Source organism: Janthinobacterium tructae, assembly GCF_006517255.1.
Lineage (GTDB): Bacteria > Pseudomonadota > Gammaproteobacteria > Burkholderiales > Burkholderiaceae_D > Janthinobacterium > Janthinobacterium tructae.
In genome coordinates, this window is record NZ_CP041185.1 from 4,196,592 (window position 1) to 4,218,643 (window position 22,052).

The window sequence follows — 22,052 nt, forward strand, 5'->3', positions numbered from 1 at the left end:
ATTATCGCGTCGTCGCCGGCACTTCCCGCTCCTCATCGCGCCGCGCATAGCGCTGCGCAATCACGGCGCAGATCATCAGCTGAATCTGGTGGAACAGCATCAGCGGCAAAATCACCATGCCCAGCGAGTGGGTGGCAAACAGCACCTTGGCCATCGGTACGCCGCTGGCCAGGCTTTTCTTCGAACCGCAAAAGACGATGGCGATCTCGTCTTCCTTGTTAAAACCCAGGCGGCGGCTGATGAACGTCATCAGGCCCAGGACCAGCGCCAGCAGCAAGATGCTGAACACGCCCAGCGCCACCAGCGTTTCCACCGAGATCGTGTGCCACAGGCCTTCGCTGACGGCTTCGCTGAAGGCCGTGTAGACCACCAGCAAGATCGAGCCCTGGTCGACGTATTTCAAGGTGGCTTTATGGCGGTCGACCCAGCGGCCGATCCAGCGGCGCAGGAACTGGCCGGCCAGGAAGGGCAGCAGCAGCTGCATGACGATGGACAGCACGGCGTCCACCGACGACTTGCTTGCCCCGCCTTTCGCCACCAGCAAGCCGACCAGGATGGGAGCAAGAAAAATGCCGATGAAATTCGAGGCCGAGGCGCTGCAGATGGCGGCCGGTACATTGCCGCGCGCCATGGCTGTCAAGGCGATCGACGACTGCACGGTCGATGGCAGGGCGCACAGGAACAGGATGCCCACGTACAGCTCGGGCGTGAGAAAAGTCAGCGCCAGCGGCCGCAGGGCCAGGCCCAGCAGGGGAAACAAAATGAACGTGCTGGCCAGCACCAGCAAATGCAGGCGCCAGTGCATGACGCCGGCCACCACGGCTTCGCGCGACAACTTGGCACCATGCAGGAAGAACAGGGCGCCGATGGCGACGGTGGTGACGTGACCGAAGACCACGGCCGTCGTGCCCGTGCAAGGCAGGAAACTGGCCAGCGCCACGGTGACGAGCAGGGCGATGGTGAAATTATCGGGTTTCAGATTGCGCAGCAGGGCAGCGGGGGAAAAAGAAGACATGCGGTAGCCTGGTAGCGGCCCAGCCTTGCAACACTGCGCCATGGATGACAAAAAGCGCCGGAAACGGCGCCAGTGCCGGCTATTCTAACCCTATTGCCTGGCTACCTGCCTGTCAGCGGACGTGGCTTGTGGACACAATGGCACAAAAAAATGCCCTGTCCGCAGACAGGGCAACCCGGAGTAAAGTACAGCGCGAGGGCGATTAACCGGCGGCTTTGACTTTCAGCTCGTTCTTGATTTCTTTCACGCCGCTCACGGAAGCGACGATCTGCACGACGCGGTCACCCGCTTCGGCGCTCGGTACATCGCCCGACAGGACGACGACACCTTGCTGGGTTGCTACCTTGACTGGCAGGGTAGCGGCTTGCGCATCGGCGCTCAGGGCTGCCTTGGCCGAGGAAGTGATGGTTTCATCAGGGACGGCAGCGGCGGCGTTGGCGGCCACGACAGTCTTAGCAGGAGCTTGTGCTTTTGGTGCGGAGTCAGCGGCATGCGAAGCGGTGATCGAGGCGCCCGACAGTACGATAGCGGCGACCAGGGTATTGAACAGTTTCGATGTTTGCATGGTAGTTCCTCTCAATGAAGTTAAAAGCTTCTTACTTGGCTATAGCAATAAACAGCAACACGTTGAAGCGTCACATCTACCCATACAGCAAGCACCGTGCCAGCTTTTAATTTCCCTTAAAAATCAATTACTTACATGCAGACTCGATTTTTTCAGCCCGTTTCCGCCGGATCCGCCCCGAAAAACCGGCTTTTTTGTCGCCTGACAGCGACAGATTGTGGCAACAATATCAATGTTTTAATATAAGTCTTTGATTAATAACACTTTATTTTTGTCGCTATTCAGCGACAGGGTCGCCATCCCCCCGGAACAGGGCCGGCGTCAGCTCGTATTTCTGCAATAAACGGTAGAACTCCGTGCGGTTGCGGTCGGCCAGGCGGGCCGCATCGGCCACGTTGCCATCCGTCAGGCGCAGCAGCTGAATCAGGTAGTCGCGCTCGAAACGCTGCTTGGCTTCGTTGTAGCTGAGCGCTTCCAGCGACGGCACGCGCAGCGCGCGCTGCACCAGACTCAGGGGCACCAGCGGCGCCGTGGCCAGCGCGCACACTTGCTCGACCACATTGACCAGCTGGCGCACGTTACCGGGCCATGGCGCCGCCACCAGGGCCGTGAGGGCGTCGGGCGCGAAACCGTTCAGGGGTTTCTGGTACTTGGCCGCCAGTTTCTGCAGGAAATGGTTCGCCAGCAGGGAGATGTCTTCGCGGCGCTCGGCCAGCGGCGGTAAGGTCAATGTCACGACGTTGAGGCGGTAATACAGGTCTTCACGGAATTGCCCTTCCGCCATGGCCACGTCCAGGTCACGGTGCGTGGCGGACAAGAGCCGCACATCGACCGGACGCGTCTGGTCGGCACCGACAGGGCGCACGGCCCGCTCCTGCAACACACGCAGCAGTTTGACCTGCAGCGGCAGCGGCATGTCGCCGATCTCATCTAAAAACAGGGTGCCGCCATCGGCCGCCAGGAACAGGCCTTCGCGGTTGCCGACGGCGCCCGTAAACGAGCCTTTGACGTGGCCGAACAGTTCCGATTCCAGCAACTGCTCGGGAATGGCGCCGCAGTTGACGGCGATGAACGGCGCCTTGGCGCGGCGGCTGGCGTTGTGCAGCGCGCGCGCCAGCAATTCCTTGCCCGTGCCGCTGGGGCCACGGATCAAAATACTGGCGTCGGACCCCGCCACCAGCTTGGCTTCGGCCAGCAACTCGGCCATCTGCGCGCTGCGGCTGATCAGCTCGGCACGCCAGCTCTCGTCGCCGGACGCGGGCGCCGGCATGACGGTAGACAAGTTGATGGCATACGCCACTTTTTCCATCAAGAGCTTGCCGTCGAACGGTTTCGTCAGATACGCAAACGCGCCGCGCGCCGTCGCTTCGACGGCATCGGGAATGGTGCCGTGGGCTGTGAGCAAAATGACGGGCAGGGCCGCGTGCTGGCGGCGGATTTCATCGAACAGGGCCAGGCCGTCGCGGCCCGGCAATTGCACGTCGGTAATGACCAGGGCCGGCAATTCCACGGCCAGGCGCGCCAGCGCCGCTTCCGCGCTGCCCACGGCCGTCACGCGATAATTACCCGCCTTCAAGCGGATGGTCAGCAGGCGCAGCAGGTCGGGATCGTCGTCGACCAATAAGATATGGGCCTGCTCGCTCATTTCGGCGCTCCCGCGGCAGGGCGCACGGACAGGCTGCGCTCGATGTTTTTCAGCGCCTCGAGTTTTTCATTGAGCAAGTCGTTGCGGCGCTGGGCGTCGCGCAGCTGCGCATTGAGCTTGTCGATACTCTCGTCCTGGCGGCGCAGTTCCGCATACTGGCTGCTGAGCAATTGCACCAGCGGCGCCAGCAGTTGCGCGTCCTTGCCCGTGGCCGTGGCCAGCGGTTCCAACAAGGCTTGCGCGCGTGCCAGGTCGCCGGGGCCGCGCAAGGTCGCTTGCAGCATGGCGCGGCGAATGGTGTTGGACGGCGCGTGATCGGCCTTCGCCAGGTCCAGCTGTGCTTTCACCAGTTCCGACGGCGTCATCAGGCGCAAGGCGCTCTGATACGCGAGCAGTTCGGTCAGCTGGGGGTCCATCACCACCACCACGCGCGGCGGCGTTTGCACCAGCACGGGCGTCTGGGTGGAAGGCTTGGCGGCGCAAGCGCCCAATAGCAGCGCGCAGGCGGCCATGCCGGCCAGGGAAGTTCTCGTCATCATAAGGGCAGTTCTATCCGAAAATGCGCGCCAGCCTGGCGCGGTAAAAGAGTGACGCTGCCATCGTGGGCGGCGATATATTCGCGCACGATGGACAGGCCGATGCCATTGCCGTTGCGCGCGCCGGCCGCCTGGCGCACTCCCTGGTAAAACGGTTCAAAAATACGCGCGGCATCCTCGGGCGCCACGCCGGAACCCTCGTCGATGCAGTCGATACACGCGCGGCGGCCTTCGCTGGACAAGCTGAACCGCACGGTGCCGCCTTCCGGACTGAAGCGCACGGCATTCGACAGCAGGTTCGCCAGCACTGTTGCCAGCTTGTCGCGGTCGGCCTGCACGATCAGCGATTCGCCCTGCACCTCGACGGTCAAACTGCGCGCCAGCCATTGCAGGCGCTGCCCGGCCACCACATCTTGCAGCAAGACCAGCAAGTCGACCTTGCTGTGCGCCAGATGCTGGGCGTCAAAGGCGGCAGTATTGTAGCGCAGCAAGTCTTCAATCTGGTTTTGCAAGGAGGCCGTGTTTTGCTGCAGGATGCCGGCGATTTCGCGCTGGCCATCGCTGAGCTTGCCGGCCACCTCGTCCTCCAGCAAGGCAACGCCCTCGCGCAGGGCCGCCAGCGGCGTTTTTAACTCATGCGAAATATGGCGCAGGAAGCGTTCCTTGTCGGCATCGAGGTCCGCCAGGCGCTGGCGCAGCCAGTCGAGCTGCTGACCCAGGCGGCGCGTATCGGCCGGGCCGCCGACGACGATGCGCTGGTCGTAGCGTTTCTCGCCCAGGCGCCCGATGGCCGACTCGATGCGGCGCAGCGGGCGCGACAATAGAAAACCGAAGCAGGTCGCCAGCACGGCCGCCAGCAGCACGGCGCCGCCCACCAGCACGCCCAGCACGCGGCGCTGGCGCTCCAGCTCGGCCAGCAGGGCGTCGTTGCGGCTGCCGATTTCCGTCTTGCTTTCGCGCGCCAGGCTGTCATTGATCTGCGTCATGCGGGCAAACGCGCGATACACGACGGCGTGGCCATCGCGCTTGCGGCGCTTACCTGCTTGCAAGACTTCCCACGCCGACTGCGCCTGCGCCGTCCACTCGTCGGCCAGCTGCGAGGCAAACTCGGGCGTGGCCCGGTTCAGCACTTGCAGCGCCGCCGTCGCTTCGTCGCGGGCCGCCGCATAGCGCTCGCGGAACACGGGATCATCGAGCACAAGGAACTGGCGCGCGCTGCGCTCCATGGCCAGGGTGCGCTCGGACAAACGCTGCGACTGTTCCGTCAAGGCAATCGCCTGCGCAGCCGTCTCGCGCCCCAGCCGCGCCAGGTGTTCCAGGGTCAGCAGGGCTTGCACGGAGGTGGCCGTCAAAATGCCCGTCGTCAAAATGAAGGCGGCAAATAACAGTTGGCGAAAGGACAGTCTGGACAAGGTAAGCGCCTTCGGTTCAGTCAGCAAGAGGGAAAAGGCGCATGGTACGCTAAGCTTTCATTCGCAGACGCCACCCACCCGGAAATGGCTAATTTTGCAATACTGTCGCTTTTCCAGCCGCCAGCAAGGCCTTGGCGGCGGCGCACGAATACTCCTAGTACAATAGGGAAAACTTCACGCAGGCATCAAAGTGACACCCCGCCCTGGCGGCCAGTCCTGGCATTCCGCCACTTTGCCCCCACATGTGATGCAGCCCCACCGACTATCCGTTTCACCTACTGAAAAGATCCCATACCGCATGAGCACATTTGAAAAAGTCAGCAGCAACTTCATTCCAGTCTTGCAGGCAACCATCGAGCAATATGTCGAGCCAGCAACGGGCATGCGCCATATCCACATGCATACCGAGCAGGCTGAGATGGTGTTCCTGGTGGCCTTTCCCACTGTGCCCGAAGTGAGCGACGGGCGCGCCCACATCCTCGAACACCTGGCGCTGTGCGGCTCGTCACGCTACCCGGTGCGCGACCCGTTCTTCTCGATGCTGCGCCGCTCGACGGCCACCTTCATGAATGCGATGACCTATCCGGACCGCACCGTGTACCCGTTCGCCAGTACCGACCGCAAGGATTTCTTCAACCTGCTCGACGTGTACCTGGACGCAGCCTTCTTCCCGAACCTCGATTACCTGAACTTCCGCCAGGAAGGCTGGCGCCACGCGTTCGAAGGCGACAAGCTGGTGTACCAGGGCATCGTCTTCAATGAAATGAAGGGCGCCTTCAACAGCCCCATGCGCGCACTCGACAGCGGCATCGCCAGCACCTTGCTCAAGGGCACGACGTATGAAGTGGAATCGGGCGGCGATCCGCTGGTGATCCCGGAACTCACGCATGCCATGCTGAAAGAATTCCACGCCAGCCATTACCACCCGTCACAAGCCGTGATCATGACCGCCGGCAATATCGAAGCGTCGGCCGTGCAGGAACAAGTGGCCGAGCGCGTGCTGTCCAAACTCAGCGGTTTCTCCGAACGCCGCCTGCCGCAGCTGGCCCCCGCGTGGAGCGCGCCGCAGGAAAATATCGTCAAGATTCCGTCGCAGGAAGCGCGCGACGATGAATTCGGCCTGCAATTCGCCTGGCTGATGGGCGAGTCGAGCGACCCCATCGCCTATTACCACGCGCATCTGCTGTCGCACGGCTTGCTCGGTGAATCGTCGGCGCCCGTCATGCGCGCCATGGAATCGGCCGGCTATGGCCGCCCATCGGACATGAATGGCCGCGACGCGGGCATCCGCCAGATGGTGTTCCACATCGGCATGGAAGGGTTGACGCAGGAACAGATCGCCGATGCGCACCAGCGCATCTGGACGGCCCTGGAAGAGACGGCGGAAGAGGGCATTCCCGCCGCCGTGCTGCACGCGGCTTTGCGCGATATCAAATACAGCCAGCGTGAAATCAGCAGCGGCCGCATGCCTTACGGCCTGGGCCGCTTGCTGCACGCCTTGCCGCTTGCCATGTATGGCGGCGACGTGATGGACGCGTTCGACAATGCAGCCATCCTGGAAACGCTGGAACAGCAGATCGAAGATCCGGAATTCTTCAAGCAACTGGTGCGCGAACTGATCGCCAATCCGACCCGTCTGACGACGCACGTGGTGCCCGACAGCGCCTACTTCACGGACCGTGCCGCCCAGGAAGACGCCAAGCTGGCGGCCCTGCAGGCGCGCCTGACGGATGTCGAGCGCGAGCACATTGTCGCCGAGTCCGCCGCGCTGGAAGCGCATCAGCAGCTGCCATCGAATTCGGAAGTGCTGCCGCGCATCCGCCCCGGTGACGTCAGCGCCGCGCCGCGCCCGGCCCTGCCGATTCCCCCGGCGATCGACGGCGCCGTGGCGTTTTCCATCGCCTCGAACGGCATCAGCTATGCCAACGTGCTGTACGACGTGTCGAGCCTGCCGGAAGCATCGTGGCCATGGCTGCGCCTGTACACGGACCTGGCGCCGGAACTGGGCGTGGGCGACATGTCGTTCGACGACGCCAGCGCCTGGCGCCAGAGCATGGTGCCTTCGTTCCACATCGGCCTGGAAGCGATTCCCCGCCCGCAGCAAGCGATGCGCGTGGAACTGTCGTTCTCGGCCAGCGGCTTGCGCGAAGAACACGCGGCGATTGCCGCCGTGCTGTCGGCGTGGATCGCCAAGCCCCGTTTCGATGAAGAGGAGCGTCTGGCTTTCCTGATCGAAAGTCTGGTGCAGGACAAGTTGAGCAGCCTGGCCGAATCGGGCAACCGCTACGCCATGCTGGCCTCGGCAGCACCGCTGTCACCCACGCGCCGCTTCGACGACATCGTCGGCGGCCCGGCCGCACTGCCGTTCTACCGCCGCTTGCAGCAGCTGAGCAAAACCTCGGCAGGCTTGCAGGAAATCGCGCGCGAGCTCGACACCCTGCATGCGCACATCATCGCCCAGCAGCCGACCGTGCTGTGCGCCGGCCTGGAGCACGATGGCATCGCCCTGGCCCGCTTGCTGGAATTGCCGGCAGCCGGCACGGACGTGGCCACGCCAAGCGACACGCCAGCACCTGCCGCCTTGCCGCTGGCCAACACGGCTCTGCATGCGACGAGCCAGATCAACCATTGCTTCGTTTCCTGGGCCGTGCCGGGCGTGCACAATCCGGACGCTGCCGCCCTGGCCGTGGCCGCCGAACTGATGACGAATCAGGTGCTGCATACGGCGCTGCGCGAGAAAGGCGGCGCGTATGGCGGCAGCGCCAGCTACGCGGCCGGCGCCGGCACGTTCACCCTGAGTTCCTACCGCGATCCGCGCCTGGCCGGCACGTTCGCCGACTTCGGCACGACGCTCGATCAAATCCTCGACGGCGATTTCTCGCAAGAGCAGGTGGAAGAAGCCATCATCTGCGTCATCAAGGGCCTCGACAAGCCGCACTCGCCGTACGCGGAAGCGCTGACGGCGTGGAACATGCAGCAGCGTGGCACGACGGAAGCCGTGCGCCAGCAGTTCCGCACCGGCGTGCTGACTTGCACCCTGGCGCAGATCAAGGACGTCACGCGCACCTGGCTGAAAAACGGCCAACCGAGCCGCGCCGCGTTTGCGGGCAACACGACGCAAGACCTGGCAGGGCTGGAAGTGGTTGATCTGTTGGCGCTGGCTTCTTAAGCTGAGCAGACGGATCGTGTCGGATTACGCGGCGTGCCGCCGCTAATCCGACCTACGCTGCTATTGGGGTACAGAATTAGGTTCCATGTACATCAACTCCCATTGATGCCCATCCAGATCCTGGAAACTGTGGCCATACATGAAGCCGAAATCCATCGGCTCCTTGTAGATGCTGCCGCCCGCCTGGACGGCTTTTGCCACCAGCGCATCGACTTCGCCGCGGCTCTCGGCCGACAAACACACGAGCACTTCCGTCGCCACCGTGGTATCGCACAGCTGCTTGGGCGTGAACTGCTTGAATTTGTCGTGCGTCAACAGCATCACGAAGATGTCGTCGGCGACGATCATGCACGTCGCCGTTTCATCCGTGAAATGGGCATTGAAACTGAAGCCCAGGGCCGTGAAAAACGCCACGGAACGTTCCAGCGACTGGACGGGCAGATTGACAAAGATTTTGCGGGCCATCATGTCTCCTTGTAGGTCGAATGAGTACATCGTGCCCGCCGATTCTACACCGTCTTTTTACCCGCCCGCGCGTCCCACGGTCTTCGGCGCGTAGCCGAAATAACGGCTGAACGCGGCGCTGAAATTGGCTGGATAGCGATAACCGGTTTGCCAGCCCGCCTGCGCCACCTGACACCCATTTTCCAGCAGTAACTTTGCCCGCTGCATGCGCAGCGCCAGCAGGGTGCGCTGCGGGCTGTCGTTGTAGCGGTAGCGCCACCCCTGCTTGAGTTTGAACAGGCTCAGGCCCGCTTGCGCGCACAGGTAGTCGAGCGTGAGTTCCTGCGCCATCTGTTCCTGCATCAGCGCGTAGGCGCGCTCCAGTCTGGCGATATCCGCGTCGGACCAGCGCGGCACGGGCACGGGCGCCGGCCGCAGTGTCCGCAACTGCTCCGCCAGCAAGCTGAGCACGCCGATATGCACAGCCAGCGGGTCTGTCGCGCGCAGCAGCGAGCGCGCGTGCAGGGCGGCAGTGGGTGTGGTGGCCGCATGCGCCAGCTGGCGCGCGCCACCGTTGGGCAGCAGGGATGCCAATCCTTCCGGCCAGTAGCGCGCCAGCGCCTCTTCGCCGACCAGCACGCGCAATTGCGCCGCACGGTGATGCGCCTCGAAACGGCGCTCGCCGCTGACGTGGTGAAACGCCGTCACCGTCGTATGCCCTCCCCGGAAATGCAATTGCCCGCCATCGCGCGTGGTGTAGCCGGACGCGCCTTCCAGGCCGATGGTAATGACCAGGCCGCCCGCATCGTCATGCTGCGACTGCTCGACGAGCGCACGGCGCGGGCGGTAATCGGAATGCACGAGCAGCAAGCCCTGCTCGACCTGACGCTGGTCGGCGCGGCACTCTTTCAACCCCGGGTCCAGCTGGCGCCGCGTCCAGCCAGCCGCTTCCCTGTCCTGTTCCCTCATCGCTCCTCCCTGTCCCTGCGCACCGTCGCGCATACGAAATGCGCCGTCTCGCATACAAATGCAAATGATAACTATTCTCATTGTTGCATAAAATGAGCGTCATGCCCACCTTTGCAGGAGCCTTGTCCAGATGACGCCTTTTCTTCCCCGCTATCCCTTGCGGCCCCATTACTTCCTGCCTGCCTTGCTGTTTTCGCTGCACTGCGCCGCGCGGGCCGATGAGAGTGCCATGCCGATGGTAAGCGTGAGCGCCAGCAAGCAGGCGCAATTGCTCGACCGGGTGCCAGCGAGCGTGACGGTGCTCGACGATGAGGCCCTGCGCGCGGCTGGCGCGCGGGGGCTGGAAGACGTGGGCCCGCTGACGCCGGGGCTGTCCTTCCAGCCCTTCGGCCAGGCTGGCGTGCTGTCGCCCGTGATGCGCGGCATGACGGCGAATTTCTTTTCCTTTTCCAGCGCCACCCTGCTGCTCAACGATGGCGTACCCGTGCTGATGGCGCAGGGTTTCGACGACAACCTGCTGGGCATCGACAGGATAGAAGTGCTGCGCGGCCCGCAGGGCACCTTGTACGGTCGCAATGCGGAAGCGGGGGTGATCAATATTTACTCGAAACTACCCGGCAATGTGCCGCGCAGCAGCGTGGAAGTGGAGGCGGGCAGCCGCAACCGACGTGCCTTGCGCGCCGACCTTGGCCGCGCCTTGATCGCCGACCGCCTGTATGCCAGCATCAGCGGCGAAAAACGCCGCCAGGATGGGTTTATCGCGAATCGCAACACGGGCCGCAAGGAGGATGGACGCGACAGCGAAAACCTCAAGCTGGCGCTGCGCTGGACGCCCGATGCGCTGACGGACGCCATCGTGCGCTACCGGCATTTTTCCTACGACGATGGCGCCGCGCTCTGGGCCGCTCCCACGGCCGCGCGCGCCACGGTGCAATCGGGCACGCCCAGCTGGAACCACATGCGCGGCAGCAGCGTCTCGCTCGATGTGACGCGGCAACTGGCGCACGGCATCAAGCTGCGCGCCATCACGGCGCGCAGCGATGTGTTCGACAAGGCGCAGCAGGATACGGATTTCCGCCCGGCCGACCTGCTGCACATCGCGCGCGACCACCATTTCCGCACCACCTCGCAGGAGGTGCGCCTGGAGGGGCGGCTGGGCACGGCGCAATGGCTGGCGGGCCTGTATGGCGACCGCGACGACCATGACTTGCTGAACGAACAGAAACTGCCCATGGGCCTGAGCCGCAGCGCAGCCAAACTGGGCGGTAATTCAACGGCGGCATTCACCGACTGGAACGTGCCCCTGGGCGGCGCCTGGATCCTCAACGGCGGCGCGCGCTACGAGCGCGACAAAGTGCGCTACAGCACGCCTGCGGGCGTGCGCCAGGACAGCGCCTGGAGTCGGCTGACGCCCAAGCTGGCCGTGCAATATCAAGCGGCACCGGCGCTGCTGCTGTATGCCGGCGCCAGCGAGGGCTTTCGCGCGGGCGGCTACAACGTCTTCGCGCCCTCGTCGCGTTACACCGCGTTCTCTCCGGAAACCGTGCGCGCGCTGGAACTGGGCGCGAAAGGCTGGCTTGCCGGCAAACGCCTGCGCTACGCGGCTGCCTTCTACCGCATGCAGGTAGACGACATGCAGGTGCAGCAAATGCCCAGCCCCGGCCTGGTCTACCTGACGAACGCGGCCAGCGCCCGCTCCACGGGCGCCGAAGCGGAGCTCGATTACCTGCTCGGCGGCGGCTGGCAATTGCAGGCGGCACTGGCACTCAACCGCACGCGCTTCGGGCACTTCCGCGATGGCGCCAACAACTATGACGGACAACATAACCCGTTCGCGCCCGACCGCAGCGGCCAGGTCGCCTTGCGCTACGACGCGGGCAGCGGCTGGCATGCACAGGCTGCGCTCAGCGGCACGGGCGCCATCTTCCTCGATGCGGCCAACCGCTACCGACGCAACGGCTATGGCTTGCTCAATCTGAATGCCGGCTACCGCACGGGCGCCTGGGATGTGAGCGTCTATGTCAGCAACCTGGCCGATCGCCGCTACGACGCGGTGGGCTACCAGAACGGCATCGTCAGCGTCGTCAGCCCGCCCCGCGAAGCGGGCCTGCGCCTGCGCTGGTCACGCTGATCCACCTGCATTTTTTGAAAGGAAATCATATGGCATTCAATACCCCCCATGCACTGCAACCCTACTGGGACCTGGCTGTGGCGCCGGTCCAGGCGGACGCGCTGGCCGCCGCCCTGGAACTGGACATTTTCGATGTGCTGACCACGCCGCACACGCACACGCAGCTGGCCCGGACATTGTCGCTGCATGCGCCGCATACGGCGCTGTTGCTGGAACTGCTATGGAGCATGCATGTGCTCGAACGCGACGAGGCCCCAGGCTTGGGCGACAGCAAATCGAGCTACCGCTGCACGGCGACGAGCTTGCACTATTTTTGCCGTGCCTCCGTGGCCTTTTGTGGCGATGCCTGGCTGTACCGGCTGCACGCGCTGCGCCATTTCGCCACGCAGCTGAGCACGCTCGTGCGCGAGGGCGGCAAGGCTTCGCCTTCCCCCGGCAACATCGCCAATGGCGTCAACTGGGCCGCCGCCGCGCAACAGCAAATCGGCCAGGAACAGCGCGCCGTCACCATGCGCGCCGCGCTGTCCGTGATGGAGCGCATCGCGCCGTTTGCGGGACGCGACACGGCGCTGCGCCTGCTGGACCTGGGCGGCGGTCCCGGCTGGGTTGCCATTGCGCTGGCGCAAGCCCATCCCGGCCTGCAGGGTAGCGTCTTCGACTGGCCGGAAACCGTGGCCGTAGCCGCCGCCAATATCGCCCATGCCGGACTGTCGGCGCGCCTCGATACCATCGGCGGCGACCTGGCTGCCGACGATATCGGCAGCGGCTACGACATGCTGTGGTGCTCGTCCGTGCTGCACTTCGTGCCGGACATGCCGGCGGCCCTGCGCAAGATGCACGCGGCCCTGCAACCGGGCGGCGTGCTGGTGTGCGTGCAGGCGGAAATCGCCCCGACGCCGGACGATGCGGCCAGGGTGCTGCCCTACTATTTGCCCATGCGTATGCTGGGACGCGCCGTCACCCGGCAAGGGGAACTGGCACGGCACTTGCGCGACGCCGGCTTTACCCGCATCGAGCAATACCAGGCCAGCGACTTCCCCATGGCGCCCGTGCAAGTGCTGATCGCCCGCAAGGATGGACGGTGAAGCCGGCGCTGCGCATCACGCTGCTGCACGCGCTGTTCGGCTGGCTCAACCTTTCTCTGACGGCGCCCAGCATCTATCTGTGGCTGGGCTTGCCATTGATCATGCGCCAACATGGCTGGTCCGGCATGGATATCGGCCTGTTCCAGCTGGCAGGCTTGCCGGCACTGTTCAAGTTCGCGCTGGCCTTGCCTGTCGAACGCCGGCGCGGCGCGGCCGATGCCAGCACGCAGCGCTACCGGCCCTGGGCGATTGCGCTATGCCTGTTGCTGGCGGCGGTGATGCTGCTCATGGGACGGCGCGAACTGCTGCACAGCCGCAATGAACTGTTCGCGCTGGCGTGCGCCGTCGCCTTGCTGACCACCTGGGCTGATATCCCCGTCAATGCGCTGGCCATCCGCGTGCTGCCCGAAGCGCAGCGCCTGCGCGCGGGCGGCATCCGTTCGGCGGCCCTGTCGCTGGGCGCCATCGTGGGCGGCGGCATCATGCTGTTGCTGCAAACGCGCTGGGGCTGGCGCGCGCCATTCTGGCTGATGGCAGCGGGGATTGGCATGGGCGCGGCGGGACTGCTCCTGCTGGGGAAAACCGCGCGCACGGCGCATGCCGGCGATGCCACAGCGCACCGGGGCGCCGACTGGCGCGGCTATTTTGCGCAGCCGGCCGCGCCGCGCTGGAATGCCTTGCTGCTGTTGTGCTTTCCCTTCATCGGCAGTGCCTGGTTTTACCTGAAGCCACTGCTGCTCGACCATGGTTTCGCTGCCCAGCAAGTGGCACTGATCGCCGGTGTCGGCGGCGGCAGCGTGGCGGCGCTGGCCAGCCTGCTGGCCGTGCGCGTGACGCGCCGCATCGGCGTCGCCAAGGCCTTGCCCGCCGTGACGCTCTTGAGCCTGCTTGCCTTGCTGGCCCTGGCGCTGGCCGTGCTGCTGCGCCCGCCGCCGGCAGGCTTCATCGCCGCCGCCCTGCTGGTGGCGCTGGCCATGGGCGCGGCGGCCAGCCTGGCATTCGGCCTGATGATGTACTTCGCGCGGCCCGGCCATAGCGCCGCCGATTACGGCGTGCAGGCAAGCCTGTTCGCGGCGGGGCGCCTGCTGGTGCCGCTGGCGGCCGGCGCCCTCCTCGACCAGATCGGCTATGGCGGCATGCTGCTGGCGCTGGCCGTGGCGATGGCGGGCGTGACCGCGCTGGCCTTCGACAGCCGCGCGCTGATCGCCCGGCAAGCGGCCAGTTGACCCTGCCCCGGCGCATCGCCACGGCATCGCAGACGCGGCGCCAACGGCGCGCCTGCCGCCCGCGCTGGGGCCGGCAAATGCCGGCGTCCCGCGGCGCCGGATCATCGCATCACTGTTCGACAAAAAAACCGTCAGTTTCCGGTGATGCAATCTTCAAGCGGCCCGTTCCAACACAGTAAAAAGGATGGGCATTGACGCCTGTCAATCCAAAAACACAGGTCTCGCCACCAATGAATTCGTCGATTACGGCAGCAATCACAGCGCTATTGGGGGCAGCTTGCTGCAAGTCCTTGAACCACGCGTCGGCATACTCCCCTGCAGGAATCTGGCCCACATGCGCATAGCTGCCCAGGGAAGCATGATCAGCCGCATAAATAAAGCATTTGTCGTAGCCAGCGGCGATTGACGCCAGCAGCATTTGCCGGTAACAGCGTTCGGTGCCGACCGCAGTCATATTGGCTGGCCCCCATGTATTTTTATCGGTGCTACCTGTCATATTGAACTCGGTATTCCATACGGGGCCGGTCCATCCAACCCTGGCGACAGCCCACTTCACGCGATTGCCGGTCAAGGTCAGGTCGCCGATGATAGTGTTGTTCGGGTAAGCAGCATCGGCTGCCGGGTTGCCGTAACCGGCCTTATCCAGCAAAGCCTTGTCCACCGTCTTGCTGTCAGGTGGAGCACCCGGCCCACCGCGCCGGGAAAACGACCCATAATTGTGGTGAGCCAGGACATCGATGTAATCTTTGCCGGTCTTGCCAGCACCGTCCCCCCGGTTCCCCACAGTGACCGGATGCTGGGCACTGGCATTCAAGAAAGCCGCGGCAAGAGACGCTTCCCCTCCCTGAAACGGCGGACTGCATACCAGGATCGCCAAGCCCTTCTCGGCGACCAGATCCTTGGCGAAGCGACACAATACCGCCAGGTTATTTATAAAACCGGTACTGTAGGTGCTGGCATTGCTCGCAAAATAATCTTGCGAATCAAAATAACTAATCGGAATATTAGTTGCCGCAAAATAGTCCGGCCCAGCTTCATTCGCTACTTCCAGCGCACCCAAGGTATCGCCATACACGCTGGCGACATCGAGCAAGGCGCCAAGGAAATTTTTAATACGCACGTAATAAGCAGTGGAATTCGCCGATAAAAACTCGCCAGTGGACAAGCCTTGCTCTACGAACATTCCGGCTTGCCCATCTTTCGCCTCCACATACGTCATGCTGTTCAAACTCAAGTTCAGCAGTACGCGCACACCCTTGGCACGGGCACTGCCTAGCAAAAGCTGTAATTTGGAAAAATCATAGGAGCCGTCCGGCCTGAGCATGCCTGTGTAAAATTTCTGGCCAGTCTTTTTCCCATATTGGCTGTTGGGGCGACTGCCAATATTTGCGGTGAGGCCTGCCGACGTAAAAATTCCCTCGAATATGCGGCCGTGGATATTCGGATCAAAGGCACGGACCCAGCCTATACGTCCATCGTATTCCGTATGCCAGCGAGAAGGATTATTGGAATAAAAAAAACCGGGCTTGGCGGGATTCACCGAGGGATCGTAGGGCCAGCGAATGTAATGGATACCAAAATCGTCTTTGCTGAGTTCACGGCGGGCAGAAATGGCTGCAGGCGCCGGTATATTTCGAATCGTTTCCACCGGGCCATCCGGTTGCTGCGCCACTACCACGACAGCACGTTCACTGTCATAAGAAAAACATATGGATGCAGTGCCTGTCTGTCCCACATAACAGTTCATCCAGCTTAACTCGGCTGGCGGAGTCAGGCCCGCCAAAGAATTGCCTTCTGCAAAGTTTGCCGCCAGGGCACGCGTTTTGCGTACGATGTCATGCAAATGTGCTGCCACGTTCGTGTTCAAATTGAAATACACGTCTTTCGCGCCATCAACACTAACGCCAGCGCTGCTGAAATACTGACCTGCAGCCATAATGCCCAGTTGTCGAGGATCCATTGCATTGTTTGTGAAAAACATTTTCGCGATATCGAATCCGCCAGAACCGGCAGCATCAGGACCAACGATGACGTCGCCGCCAATGGCAGCGTACGTCCCGCTCGCCATGGCAGGGCCACTCATGCCATACACCGTCGCCAGGCGATTATCTGGCGGCATGGCGACCAACGGCGCCCACAAGATGGATAGCGAGCCCGCATGAACCTGCGCGCTAATTTCCTGTCCATTGTTAACGGCAAGTATTTGCTCCGTGCCAGCGATAGCATTTCTGCGTAAAAAGATCCAGACCCAGCGTCCCGTTTTGGCAAATGCGGAATACTCGGAGTTCGCCCCCTGACGTGCGGCAATCACTTCGGAAGACTGTCCGACAAACTTGGGCATGAGAAGGCGAATACAACCGGGATTCGCGAACGACGGCCCTTCATAGCCCAACCATAGAGGTGGTCCCGCCGCATTCGCCACCGTCAGAAGACGCAGCGGCTTCGGACCAGGCGCTCCATCCTGTATTCTGACCAAGATACCCAAAGTCCAGGCGGAACCCGACAAATCCACCGCAGGCAGCGTGACCGTGGACCCCATCGCCGATAGTCGCAAGGTTTGCTGCAGTAGCGAAATATAGACATCGGTATTGCTCAATCCATCACCATTGCTCACGTCAACAACGCCCGCGCTTGCGCCATTGTTCGGCATCTGCAAAGTCAGGGTTGCCGCTGCACCCGCGATCGACTGCAGCACCTGCGCACCGCCGCCAAGCCGGAATACATTGGTCACCGCAGTATTGGCGCCAACGGACCTGCCCGACGGATTGGCGGCGTGGGCAGGCGAAAAGAATCTGCCAGGCGACACGGCCCCCATCGTCAGCGTTGCTACACCTATTCCTGTTTTGAACAGAAAATGCCGTCGGGATGGTCGATACATAGGGAAATACCTGCATGACAACTAACTGGTTTAGCGCAGCCGGATGGATAGCACATCAAAAAATATTACCATAATTAATTGCATTTATTGCACTTTTCAATGGTGATATTTCCAATGCCAACAGTAAGGCAGGTCCGATACTGACGCCAACCGCCGCCGCCCCCAGCGCCCCATCGCCCCATCGCCCCATCGCCTATGCGATCGGGCAGCCGGCCGACGTGGATGTCAATGAAATCGTGCTGCGCCCCGCAGCGCTGGCGTTTTAAGCGGCATCCTGTTGCAGCGACTCGATGATCAGGCCGGCCAGGCGCTCGACGGGCGGCCTGGGCACGGTTGATGCATGCAGCAATTCCAGCGACAACGGGGGCAGGGCGGGCAAGCCCGCGTTCACATGGTCGAGCGCGCGCACGGACGAGGGCAGGCCGTACGCCGTGCGCACCGTCACGCCCAGCCCGGCGGCGGCCGCCGCCCACAGGCCCGCAAGGCTGGGACTGGTAAACGCCGTGCGCCAGGCGATCCCTGCTCCATCGAGCGCCTGCGTGGCGCAGCGCTGGAACAGGCAGTCGCGGTCAAACGTAATCAAGGGTAACGGTTCGCCCGACTCGGGGCGCCAGGCCAGGCTGGACGAGGCGATCCAGCGCATGGCCGGTTCGGCAATCTGTTGGCGCTGCGGCAGCGGATACTGCGCCACGTCGGCGATGCAGGCGCCGCCCCACAGCAGGACCAGATCCAGCTGGCCCATGGCCAGGCCTTGCATCAAGGCCGTGTTGCGCGCCACGTGCGCCTCGATGCGCACTTTCGGATGCGCGCGCGCAAAGCGCCCCAGCACCTCGGGCAGCAGCGCCTCGCCAAAATCCTCCTGCAAGCCCAGCCTGATCCAGCCTTCCAGTTCAGCACCGCGCAGGGCGACGGCCGCCTCGTCGTTCAGTTCCAGCAGGCGGCGCGCATAGCCGAGCAGGACTTCGCCGGACGGCGTCAGCGCCAGCCCCCGGCCATCCTTGCGGAACAGCGGCATGCCCGCCTGCTCCTCGAGTTTTTTCAGCTGCGCACTGACGGCCGAGGTGGAGCGGCCCACCTTGTCGGCCGCGCGGGCAAAGCTGCCCAGCTCGATGCCGGCCACATAGCTGCGCAAGAAGGCGATGTCGAAATTCAGCAGGCTCATGGGGCAAATGCAATCGTCCGATTTTATGGGATGGTGTAACGTAAATTATCTGATATTCAGAATGATCGTACTGCGCAACACTCTCAGGGTCAACCACTTTTCCCCTATATGCCATGAGTACCAGCTGCCCTGCCGTTTCCCTTCCTGTCACCGCGCCCGCGCTGGGCGATGCCCACCGCTGGAAGGTACTGGCCGTCGGCGTGGCCGCCAATGCCAGTTTTTCCGCCGCCGCCAACGGCATGCCCACCACGGCCATCTGGCTGCGCAGCGGCTATCACCTGAGCAATATGCAACTGGGGGTGGCGCTGGGCGCCATGGGCCTGGGCGTGGCCCTGACCGAATTGCCATGGGGCATGGCCACCGACCGCTGGGGCGACCGCCCCGTGCTGCTGACGGGCTTGCTGGGTACCATGCTGGCGCTGTTGACCTTGCTGCTGTGGATCACGCCGTCTGACGGCTCCGTGCCGCCGTTATGGGCGCTGGCGGCCGGGCTGGCGCTGGTGGGCGTGCTGGGCGGCAGCGTGAATGGCGCCAGCGGCCGCGCCGTGATGCGCTGGTTCGGCGCCGGCGAACGGGGTTTCGCCATGAGTATCCGCCAGACGGCCGTGCCGCTCGGTGGCGGCCTCGGCGCCCTCGTCCTGCCCAGCCTGGCATCGTCCTATGGCTTCATGCCCGTGTTTGGCGCCCTGGCGCTCATATGCGGCCTGTCGGCGTTTTTTACGTGGCGCTGGATGCATGAGCCAGATTTCTCTGCAGAGGCCGCCACGGGGCCGCAAAACGCGTCCACGGGCGTGTCTGAGGTGATGCCACCGCAACCTTTACGCAATCGCAAAGTCTGGCGCATGGTGGCCGCCATCGGCTTGCTGTGCGTGCCCCAATTTGCCGTGCTCAGTTACGCCACCGTGTTCCTGCACGACCATGGCCACCTGGGCCTCGCGGCCATCACGGCCGTAATGGTGGCCCTGCAGGCGGGCGCCATGGTGATGCGCATCTGGAGCGGACGCCACACGGACCGCCACGCGAACCGGCCCGCCTACTTGCGCGGCTCGGCCCTGGTGGCGCTGGCTGCGTTCATTTTGCTCGGATGCATCGCCTGGACGGAGGTGCCGGGCTGGCTGCTGATGGCCGCCGTGGTGGTTGCCGGCATCGCCGTGTCCGCCTGGCATGGCGTGGCCTACACGGAGCTGGCGACGGAAGCGGGCGGCGCCAATGCGGGCACGGCCCTGGGCATGGCGAATACGGCCGTCTACGTGGGGCTGTTCCTCACGCCGATCGCCATCCCGCACCTGCTGGCGGCCAGCAACTGGCCCGTCGTGTGGTGGCTGGCGGGGCTGGTGGCGCTGCTGACCTGGCCGCTGTTTCCGAAAGACTAGGGCAGCACCCTGATCCGATACACGCAGCGCATGGCGTTCGCCAGCACATGCTGCTCGCGCACGATGCTGGCGCCCGGCCCCACCACTTCCTGGAACAGCTGCAATTCGGAGCGGCAAAAGCCCTGGCAAGTGCGCGCGGCGGCGCAGATGGGGCAATGGTCTTCGATCAGCAGCCAGTCCTTGCCGTCCGCTTCCACGCGGGCCATATAACCCTCCTCATCGCGCACGGCGGCCAGCTGCTGCAGCCGCGTGGGCAAGTCCGGCGCCGAGCATGCCAAGGCATATGCGCCGCGGCTTTCCTCTTCCCGCTGCGTGATGAGTTTATCCAGCCCCGCCTCGCCGAACAGCTGGCGCACCGAGCCGATCAGCTTGATCGTCAGCTGCGCATGCGTGTCGGGAAAGCGCGCATTGCCCGCTTCCGTCAAGACCCAGTTCTGGCGCGGCCGCCCGGCGCCCGCCTGCGCTTCCTGGCGTCCTTCGATCAGACCCGCCGCCACCAGCTTTTGCACTTGCTGGCGCGCCGCCTCGCCCGTCATGTCCAGGGTCTTGGCCAGGGTCGCCGTGGAGACGGGTCCCTTGGTCTTGATGAAATACAGGATGCGCTCCGTGGTTTGCGGCGCTTCGCTATTATCCAAACGTTTACTTGTGTAATTCATTTCGCTCAACTATCATGGGGCCAGTTAACCAACTAATTGCTTGCATAATAGGCCGGTAGCTCCCCGCTGTCGAGGAGTTTCCACGTCCGCTTGCCGGCAAGACACTCTTTGGACGGGAATCCCATGCAGCTGCAACACTCGATCTGGCTGTTTCACGCCATCCTCGCTACCGGCCTGGCCATCTGGCTAAGCCTGGCCGCCATCAACAACTTGCACGCCTTCCACGGCGCCGTCTGGGCCATCGGCAACACCATGCGCATGGACCCGCTGCGCCAGGACCCGACCATCCAGACGCCGCTGCTGCGCCGCGCCCTCACCTCACTGACCCTGCACCGGCTATCGCTGGGCGTGGTGCTGGCGCTGCAACTTGCCGCCGCCAGCGCCGCCTGGACGGGCGTGACGCTGTTTCTCGGCGGCGGCCTGCCCGCTGGCTTGCCTTGGCTGAACCTGGCCCTGTGCGCCATGGCCGCCTTTTTGCTGCTGATGCACCTGGGCGGCCTGTGGTTCGGCTACTGGATCGCGCAGGAAGGCTTGCAGACGACGCACCTGGTGCTGCTGCTGTGGACCCTGGGTTTGTTCTTCCTCTTCAACGCGCAGCGGACCTGATCAGCCTCCGCTGCGCCTCTTCTTTGTCTTTTTGTACTGCCGTAAAGGACTACATCATGAATACGAAACTCGTCGGCGCTTCCGCGCTGGCCATCGCCCTGGCCGTCGCGGGCGCCGCGCTGTACCCGCGCGCTGCTTCCCAAGCCGCTACGCATGCGGCCGATGCCGCCACCCCGGCCACCAAGGTGGCGCTGGTGCCCGTCGTGCTGGGCACGCAGGAACGCTACTTCGCTGGCGTGGGCGAGCTGGAAGCGGCGTGCCAGGTGCAGGTGGCGGCCGAAACGGGCGGACGCATCACGCAGATCCGCTTCGAATCGGGCCAGCAGGTGGCAGCTGGCGCCGTGCTGGTACAGCTGAATGACGCCCAAGAACAGGCAATGCTGCTGCGCCAGCGCGCGCAACTGAAAAACGCGGAAAGCAGCCATGCCCGCACGGTGCAGATGGTGAAGGAAAAGGCGGCCACGCAGGAGCAGCTCGACAGCGCCCTGGCCGCGCGCGACGCGGCCCTGGGCGACGTGCGCCAGACGGAGGCGCTGATCGCGCAAAAAACCATCCGCGCGCCATTCGCGGGGCAGCTGGGCATCCGCAAGGTGCACGCGGGCCAGTACCTGAACGCGGCCGATACGGTAGCCAGCCTGATCGATACGAAGTCGCTGCTGGTGAACTTCGCCCTCGATGAACAGAGCAGCGCGAAACTGGCGCCGGGCCAGGCCGTGCAAGTGCTGGTGGACGCCTATCCCGGCGACGTTTTTACGGCGAAGATCAACGCCATCGACCCGCTGATCGCCCGTTCGCGCATGGTGCAGGTGCAGGCGGCGCTGACCAATCCGCGCGGCGCCCTGAAGGCGGGTATGTACGCCAACGTGCGCGTGGCCCGTGAAGCGGGCCATCAGCTGACGGTGCCGGAAACGGCGGTGACCTACAGCGCGTATGGCGACACGGTGTTTGTGGCGCAGCAAGAGGGAAAACAGCCGCTTACCGTCAAGCGCGTGGGCGTCAAACTGGGCGAGCGGGCAGGGGGCCGCGTGGCCATTCTGGACGGCTTGCGCGAAGGGCAGCGCGTGGTCGCTTCGGGCCAGCTGAAATTGGCCGACGGCATGGCCGTGCAAGCCGTGGCCAACACCCTGGACGAGGCCAAGCGCGCCGCGCCCAAGGCCGGTTCGTAAGGGAAGGCCATCAC

General features: G+C 63.9%; 17 protein-coding genes. 7 read left to right on the forward strand and 10 right to left on the reverse strand.

Features of this window, described 5'->3' with window-relative positions; genetic code table 11:
• Nucleotide 1: 1 nt before the first annotated feature.
• The 5 genes from FJQ89_RS18355 to FJQ89_RS18375 form a co-directional block, all read right to left on the reverse strand.
• On the reverse strand, nucleotides 2–1,015 hold the full coding sequence (locus tag FJQ89_RS18355; protein WP_141171207.1) for a bile acid:sodium symporter family protein: 1,014 nt from the start codon (nucleotides 1,013–1,015) through the stop codon (nucleotides 2–4).
• A gap of 202 nt (nucleotides 1,016–1,217) precedes the next feature.
• Complete coding sequence (locus FJQ89_RS18360; protein WP_141171208.1) at nucleotides 1,218–1,580, reverse strand: BON domain-containing protein; 363 nt, start codon at nucleotides 1,578–1,580, stop codon at nucleotides 1,218–1,220.
• A 277-nt stretch (nucleotides 1,581–1,857) separates the two neighbouring features.
• Entirely contained in the window at nucleotides 1,858–3,225 is a 1,368-nt protein-coding gene (locus FJQ89_RS18365; protein ID WP_141171209.1) for a sigma 54-interacting transcriptional regulator, read from the reverse strand.
• On the reverse strand, nucleotides 3,222–3,764 hold the full coding sequence (locus FJQ89_RS18370; RefSeq protein WP_243136118.1) for a hypothetical protein: 543 nt from the start codon (nucleotides 3,762–3,764) through the stop codon (nucleotides 3,222–3,224). The genes FJQ89_RS18365 and FJQ89_RS18370 overlap by 4 nt, the downstream gene beginning before the upstream one ends.
• On the reverse strand, nucleotides 3,761–5,173 hold the full coding sequence (locus tag FJQ89_RS18375; protein WP_141171210.1) for a sensor histidine kinase: 1,413 nt from the start codon (nucleotides 5,171–5,173) through the stop codon (nucleotides 3,761–3,763). The genes FJQ89_RS18370 and FJQ89_RS18375 overlap by 4 nt, the downstream gene beginning before the upstream one ends.
• Nucleotides 5,174–5,471: 298 nt before the next feature.
• Here FJQ89_RS18375 and FJQ89_RS18380 point away from each other — a divergent pair, with 298 nt between their 5' ends.
• A complete protein-coding gene (locus FJQ89_RS18380) occupies nucleotides 5,472–8,342 on the forward strand; it encodes an insulinase family protein (RefSeq protein WP_141171211.1) in 2,871 nt (956 codons plus the stop codon).
• A 60-nt stretch (nucleotides 8,343–8,402) separates the two neighbouring features.
• Here FJQ89_RS18380 and FJQ89_RS18385 read toward each other — a convergent pair whose 3' ends face one another.
• The gene (locus tag FJQ89_RS18385) at nucleotides 8,403–8,807 is read right to left on the reverse strand and encodes a VOC family protein (protein ID WP_141172884.1); all 405 of its coding nucleotides are present in this window, start codon (nucleotides 8,805–8,807) and stop codon (nucleotides 8,403–8,405) included.
• 57 nt (nucleotides 8,808–8,864) lie between these two features.
• Nucleotides 8,865–9,755, reverse strand: coding sequence for a helix-turn-helix domain-containing protein (locus FJQ89_RS18390; RefSeq protein ID WP_141171212.1), 891 nt, complete (start codon nucleotides 9,753–9,755; stop codon nucleotides 8,865–8,867).
• Nucleotides 9,756–9,885: 130 nt separating this feature from the next.
• Between FJQ89_RS18390 and FJQ89_RS18395 the strand changes: the two genes are divergently transcribed.
• The 3 genes from FJQ89_RS18395 to FJQ89_RS18405 are packed head-to-tail and all read left to right on the forward strand — an operon-like array spanning nucleotide 9,886 to nucleotide 14,197.
• Nucleotides 9,886–11,886, forward strand: coding sequence for a TonB-dependent receptor (locus FJQ89_RS18395; protein ID WP_141171213.1), 2,001 nt, complete (start codon nucleotides 9,886–9,888; stop codon nucleotides 11,884–11,886).
• 29 nt (nucleotides 11,887–11,915) lie between these two features.
• Complete coding sequence (locus tag FJQ89_RS18400; protein WP_141171214.1) at nucleotides 11,916–12,971, forward strand: class I SAM-dependent methyltransferase; 1,056 nt, start codon at nucleotides 11,916–11,918, stop codon at nucleotides 12,969–12,971.
• Entirely contained in the window at nucleotides 12,968–14,197 is a 1,230-nt protein-coding gene (locus FJQ89_RS18405) for an MFS transporter (RefSeq protein WP_141171215.1), read from the forward strand. The genes FJQ89_RS18400 and FJQ89_RS18405 overlap by 4 nt, the downstream gene beginning before the upstream one ends.
• A gap of 109 nt (nucleotides 14,198–14,306) precedes the next feature.
• Here FJQ89_RS18405 and FJQ89_RS18410 read toward each other — a convergent pair whose 3' ends face one another.
• Together FJQ89_RS18410 and FJQ89_RS18420 are read right to left on the reverse strand one after the other, a co-directional pair.
• A complete protein-coding gene (locus tag FJQ89_RS18410) occupies nucleotides 14,307–17,075 on the reverse strand; it encodes a hypothetical protein (RefSeq protein ID WP_141171216.1) in 2,769 nt (922 codons plus the stop codon).
• Nucleotides 17,076–17,337: 262 nt separating this feature from the next.
• Complete coding sequence (locus FJQ89_RS18420; protein ID WP_141171217.1) at nucleotides 17,338–18,237, reverse strand: LysR substrate-binding domain-containing protein; 900 nt, start codon at nucleotides 18,235–18,237, stop codon at nucleotides 17,338–17,340.
• A 113-nt stretch (nucleotides 18,238–18,350) separates the two neighbouring features.
• Between FJQ89_RS18420 and FJQ89_RS18425 the strand changes: the two genes are divergently transcribed.
• A complete protein-coding gene (locus FJQ89_RS18425) occupies nucleotides 18,351–19,610 on the forward strand; it encodes an MFS transporter (protein WP_141171218.1) in 1,260 nt (419 codons plus the stop codon).
• Here the strand turns inward: FJQ89_RS18425 and FJQ89_RS18430 are convergent.
• The gene (locus FJQ89_RS18430; protein WP_141171219.1) at nucleotides 19,607–20,266 is read right to left on the reverse strand and encodes a helix-turn-helix transcriptional regulator; all 660 of its coding nucleotides are present in this window, start codon (nucleotides 20,264–20,266) and stop codon (nucleotides 19,607–19,609) included. The genes FJQ89_RS18425 and FJQ89_RS18430 overlap by 4 nt on opposite strands.
• Before the next feature lie 123 nt (nucleotides 20,267–20,389).
• Here FJQ89_RS18430 and FJQ89_RS18435 point away from each other — a divergent pair, with 123 nt between their 5' ends.
• Entirely contained in the window at nucleotides 20,390–20,872 is a 483-nt protein-coding gene (locus FJQ89_RS18435; protein WP_141171220.1) for a DUF2165 family protein, read from the forward strand.
• Between the two features lie 56 nt (nucleotides 20,873–20,928).
• Entirely contained in the window at nucleotides 20,929–22,038 is a 1,110-nt protein-coding gene (locus FJQ89_RS18440) for an efflux RND transporter periplasmic adaptor subunit (RefSeq protein WP_141171221.1), read from the forward strand.
• Nucleotides 22,039–22,052: the final 14 nt, after the last annotated feature.